The 5,295-nt window shown below is 40.2% G+C and carries 5 protein-coding genes and 2 pseudogenes; 6 read left to right on the top strand and 1 reads right to left on the bottom strand.

The genetic code is table 11. The annotated features are described in order from the left end of the window. Positions 1 to 129: 129 nt before the first annotated feature. The 6 genes and pseudogenes from QUA03_RS28210 to QUA03_RS28185 all read left to right on the top strand — a co-directional run. Positions 130 to 354 (top strand): annotated as a pseudogene (locus QUA03_RS28210) (DNA-directed RNA polymerase subunit omega); the annotation flags it as partial. 468 nt (positions 355 to 822) lie between these two features. After that, on the top strand, positions 823 to 1,635 hold the full coding sequence (locus QUA03_RS28205; RefSeq protein WP_333216936.1) for a GUN4 domain-containing protein: 813 nt from the start codon (positions 823 to 825) through the stop codon (positions 1,633 to 1,635). A gap of 345 nt (positions 1,636 to 1,980) precedes the next feature. Next, a pseudogene (locus QUA03_RS28200) lies at positions 1,981 to 3,465 on the top strand (IS5 family transposase). A gap of 95 nt (positions 3,466 to 3,560) precedes the next feature. After that, positions 3,561 to 3,695, top strand: a complete 135-nt coding sequence (locus QUA03_RS28195; protein ID WP_333216934.1) for a hypothetical protein — start codon at positions 3,561 to 3,563, stop codon at positions 3,693 to 3,695. Positions 3,696 to 3,952: 257 nt separating this feature from the next. Then, complete coding sequence (locus tag QUA03_RS28190; RefSeq protein WP_333216932.1) at positions 3,953 to 4,249, top strand: hypothetical protein; 297 nt, start codon at positions 3,953 to 3,955, stop codon at positions 4,247 to 4,249. A gap of 156 nt (positions 4,250 to 4,405) precedes the next feature. Next, complete coding sequence (locus QUA03_RS28185; RefSeq protein WP_333216930.1) at positions 4,406 to 4,645, top strand: SMI1/KNR4 family protein; 240 nt, start codon at positions 4,406 to 4,408, stop codon at positions 4,643 to 4,645. A gap of 101 nt (positions 4,646 to 4,746) precedes the next feature. Here the strand turns inward: QUA03_RS28185 and QUA03_RS29095 are convergent, their stop codons facing one another. Then, entirely contained in the window at positions 4,747 to 5,037 is a 291-nt protein-coding gene (locus QUA03_RS29095; RefSeq protein WP_445304880.1) for a transposase, read from the bottom strand. Positions 5,038 to 5,295: the final 258 nt, after the last annotated feature.

The following is a 5,295-nucleotide window of genomic DNA, read 5'->3' as shown; positions in this document are numbered from 1 at the left end:
CGCTGGTATTTATAATTATGAACTTTTTTTGAAGACAAACTAGCGCTCGTCTGAGACTTTCGCAAGAGGTCTAATCTTAATAAGTAACCCTCCTATTACTGGTAAATTTGCACCAGAAGGTACTCAATTATGGTGAAACGTCCTCAATTTGATTCCACTCAACTCATCCGACGTGCTGAAGAGTTGGTGGCGGCATCTTCCAATCGCTACCGCATTACTGTTCAAGTTGCTAACCGTGCCAAGCGCCGTCGGTATGAGGATTTTGACAGTATGGATGACCACCAGATGAAGCCAGTAATGCGAGCAATTTTCGAGATGTCAGAGGAACTGACATACCCAGAGATTATTGATGAAGTTATTGAACCTCCATTTGAAGGAATATCGCCAACACCCGCACCAACACCCGCACCAACACCCGCACCCGCACCCGCACCCGCACCAACACCCGCACCATCGCCGACCAATACAACATCATCGCCACAAACCAGCGAACAAATTCTTCAAATAAATACTGAAGTCAATGCTAATCCTCAACTACGACAACTAAAGCAAGAATCTAATTCAAATGCTTGGAATAGTCTAGTTAATTGGATTGGTGAATCTATTTGTGAAATTAATTTTGCTGCATCTGAATCGTCTGTTAAAAGGCTAAAGCACAGCTACCGAGACAAATCTCCCTATGAAATTGCTCATGTTCTTATTGTTCACAAATCCTTACAAGCGGCTGGAGTGGATTTAGTTAGAGGAATTCCAAGAGCCGAAGCTGTTATCAGGGGGATAGCTAAGTACGATTTACCAGAAATCACCAAACTATCGGCAGAAATGGTTTATCAGATTGCCGATATTTATGGATTTAACTTACAAGATCCCGAACGAAAAATTGAAGCTTTAACAGCCTTTGGTGCAGCTTTTTTGGGAGAAAGAGCTATTGATGCAGGTATAGACTGGCTAGAATATGGCATGATTCCCAGTAAAATAATAAGTGCTTCTGCTAAAGCCCTAATGATTTATGCAGTAGGAAATGCTGCTTGTAAGTTCTATGAAGCCAAACTTAATCAACATATTAATCCCTTAACTTCGCCAACAGTTATAAATAAAATTAGGGAACAAAGTCAACATTATTTAGATAACGCTACTTCCGAAGAAGGAATCGTTGCTCTGATTTCTAGCGAAATCAATATGGCTTTGACCATAGACTATACTAGACTCAGTAGTTTACTACAAGTGGGAGAATGGAAAAAAGCAGACCAAGAAACCTGTGAGATCATAGTAAAGATAGCTAGCCGTGGTTTTGAGCAAAATTTGAGAATCTTGCCCATTGAGGATTTACGGACTATCAATCAACTTTGGTCACAGAATAGTAATGGACATTTTGGTTTTAAGGCGCAAAAACAAATTTATTGGGATGTGTCAAAAAAAGTAGGGGATTTTGGAGAACAGATGGGCTGGCGAGGAAAAGCAGGTTTATTTGGTGGCGTTTTTGGTTGGAAATCCTATGATGATTTAAACTTTAACTTACAATATGCTCCTAAAGGGCATTTGCCAGCTTTTCCCTTAAATATATCTTGGTGGTACCACTCAGGTGAAGCAACGAGAGATTTTGCCCAATCAATTTTAAAGAGAAACGATTGGTAAAGAGTGATAAAGCTGCATATTTCATGGAATAAGCCTCTACCAAGATGCAGCTTTCTTGTCTGTGTTTCCTTCTCCACTCGTCATTATTCAAGCAATGCTTAACCTATGATAATTCCCGTCAAGCTTCAAGATTTATGGCAACAAAACGAAACCACGATCGACCTTCAATGCGCCGACTCCTAGCTCAAATATGCAATGACATCAAAGGTTTGTTTGATAATTAGGGCTTGCTGAATATATCGATCGCACTTGACGTAGCCTGGGTTAAGAAATCGTGCAATCGAGAGTAAAGTGCAAGATAAACAGGTAGAATAGGTCAAAAGCCGTGCATCACCGCCTGCGATCGTGTACAAAAAAGCTGAGCTTGCCCCAAGTCCCCCATCGGACTTTGAACTGCCTTTCGGAGGGAATTTATCACCAGATAACCGTTGGGTAAAAATGGCCCAAATAATCCCGTGGTCTGAATTTGAATCAGAATATGCGGCCAACTTCCCCGCAGCAAAGGGTGCACCCGCCAAATCGTTTAGGATGGCATTGGGGGCATTAATTATTAAAGAAAAATTAGGAATTAGCGATCGGGAAACAGTAGAACAGATCCGGGAAAACCCCTATCTGCAATACTTTATCGGTCTATCAAGCTACAGCAATGAACTCGCATTTGACCCATCACTATTAGTACATTTTCGGCAACGAATCAGTCCCAACCTAATTAATAAAGTGAACGAACGCATGGTTGAAAAAATGCGAGAAATCACGCCAATCAAACCCGAAAAAAAAAAGGATTCGGACGCAAAAAATGAGTCACCCAATCGCGGTAAACTAATCATAGATGCAACCTGTGCCCCAGCCGATATTAGTTATCCGACCGACTTAGGACTATTAAATAAAGCCAGAGTTTATACAGAAAAAATCATAGACATCCTGTATAAACAAATCAAGGAAAAAACCCATAAAAAACCAAGAACCTACCGTAATTTAGCGAGAAAAGACTACTTAGCAGTAGCGAAATAAAGACGACCCACACGCAACAAAAGAAGACAGGCAATTAAAAAACAACTTCAGTACATCACAAGAAATCTAGCTCATATTGAACAGCTAATCGATTTAGGTGCGAGCCTAGAAGGTCTGAATAAAAAGCAATATAAAACCTTGCTAGTTTTCACAGAACTCGTTCGCCAACAACAGTGGTTATTTGACAACAACAAACAGAGTATTGAGAATAGAATAGTAAGTTTAAGTCAACCCCATATTCGTCCCATAGTCAGAGGGAAAGCAGGGAAAAGCGTAGAGGTTGGAGCCAAACTATCGGCCAGTTGTTTTTAAGGATATGTGTTTTCAGACCGGATGAGCTGGGATAATTTTAACGAATCAGGGGACTTAAAAGCACAAGTAGAAGCTTATTATAGATTCACAGGGTATTATCCAGAGTCCGTTCATGCAGATCGCATTTATCGTACAAGAGAAAACCGAGCATGGTGCAAAGAAAAAGGCATTAGGCTCAGTGGGCGGCCATTAGGAAGACCAAGAGCAAATGTGAGTAAATCAAAAAAGAGGCAAGCGTTGGAAGATGAGAGGATTAGAAATGCAATTGAGGGCAAGTTCGGGCAAGGCAAACGAAGATTCGGTCTGAATCGAGTGATGGCAAAACTTGATAATACATCTGGTACAGTTATTGCAATTACTTTTTTGGTAATGAACCTTGCTACCTGGTGGCGCCGGGTTTTTTTTGTGTTTTTATGTCTATTTGCCAAAAGAACACCTGTTTTTAGGCCGAAGATAATCTACAGTTATTATTGGGGGGGATTCGATACCGAAAAAACTTATATTTAACTGAGCTTTCAGATATTGTGAGCTCCTGTTCTTAGTTTGCGATCGATTATTCAGCAAGTCCTAATTATCAAAAAGCTTGCAGTTTGGCATATTTAATGCTATACATTTTGGGCAAAGCTGATGTTGTTGCGGATTGCTGTGAAGATAGTGCGCTCGGCTACAAACAGCCCGGTACTCTTTCAGTTCACGTCTCAGCTTTAGAAGAACTAGACCCTTTCCTGCGGCTCTAGGAAGGCTGCCCCAAACGCACCATTGGCAGACTTGACGGCGCTATAATTATCAAATTTCACGCTCGCCAACCTCAAATTTCCTATTTATTTTATCCCGATTTTGACAGTAACCTGCATCCAGCCATTCACACTTCTATGCACATAGATTTGCGTGACCTTTCTGTGAGCTATCAAGACAATTTTGATATGTATAATCTTCTAATTCTAGTTAAAAAATAAGCTTTTGTTACTGCTAGCTATCCCATTACGAAAAGTTGGTGAAACTCACTCGCCAAGAAGAAAAGTTAGGGATTCTCGATCGTGGCGTAGTTAAAAAGCATCGGGAATGGGTGAAGTGTTTGAAGGAAAACTGCGTTAAAATTAAAGGTCATCGCTTGTTTTGGCGATCGAATGCTGATTCAGAAAAATTGAAAATGCTGCAAAAAGCTGCCTCGGAACGTCACCAGAAAAAGATTGAGTTGAATCCAGGAAAGAGTGAACAAACCGCAGAGGACGCAGAGGAGGGAATAGAAGATGGACAAAAGGTTCAGATTGAAGCAGTTGAGCGTGGTTAGAATTGCTATAATCACCTGAGTGATCGTTAGAGTCGATAAAAAGTAGCAGGGAAACAGAGTCAGCACCCCGCTTTAATTTTTAGGCGGTTAAAACCGTTATCTCGCTTTCCTCTCAGTTCTCGCATAGACTGAGTTTCCAGCTTCGGAGGTTTGATCATGAAAATAATTTGGGAAAGAATTGATAATTGGCTGGCAGCCAATGCACCTCAAGTACTGAAAAGTCTCATACCGGGCGCGACTGATGAGGATATTTATAGGGCAGAAGCATTCTTTGGTGTAGAGTTTCCCGAAGATTTCAAGCTGTCTTACCGCGTGCATAACGGTCAGGATGAAGAATCTTATTCCCTGTTCCCCCACTTGGAGTTTCTCTCTGTCCAAAGCGCGATCGCAATATAGCATTTCTTACAAAGGTGAGGTACAATAACAACAGTGAGTAAACCAATTCAAATATTTGCTGATGTAGCTTCACTAAATGCAAACTCTATGACTTTTGCGAACTATTTATAATTACGTGTCTTGATAAAACGGAGAATAGTTTTAAGTTTTGAGCATAAATTTTCAATTGGTAAAAAATCTGGCGAATATGGCGACAAATATATTAATTTGGCACCTTTCTTTTTGATGGCTTTTTCTATTGTTTCTCCGGTATTAATAGTACAATTATCCATCAATACACAAGCACCTTTCCATAATTTTGGTACTAACTTTTGGATGATAAAAGCCTCGAATGTAATGGCATCGATTGTACCTATTAAATTGACTGATGTTAAGACTTTATTGACCGATATAGCTCCAATTATTGAGACATTTCTTCCGCATTTATTCGGTTTTGGCTACGAGAGCTCTTGCACCTTTTAGAGACCTAGCATATAACCTAACCATTGCCAATTTTACTCCATATTCATCAATGAATATTAAGTATTTGAAACAAACTTCTCGGACTTTTTGCCAGAACTCATATCGCATGCTTTAGACCTCTTGCGAAAGTCTCAGACGAGCGCTAGTTTGTCTTCAAAAAAAGTTCATAATTATAAATACCAGCGATC

The sequence above is a fragment of the Microcoleus sp. S36b_A4 genome (genome assembly GCF_036700645.1).
Taxonomy (GTDB): Bacteria; Cyanobacteriota; Cyanobacteriia; order Cyanobacteriales; family Microcoleaceae; genus Microcoleus.
Note: the sequence above shows the minus strand (reverse complement) of the source record. Positions and strands in the feature narration are given on the sequence as shown.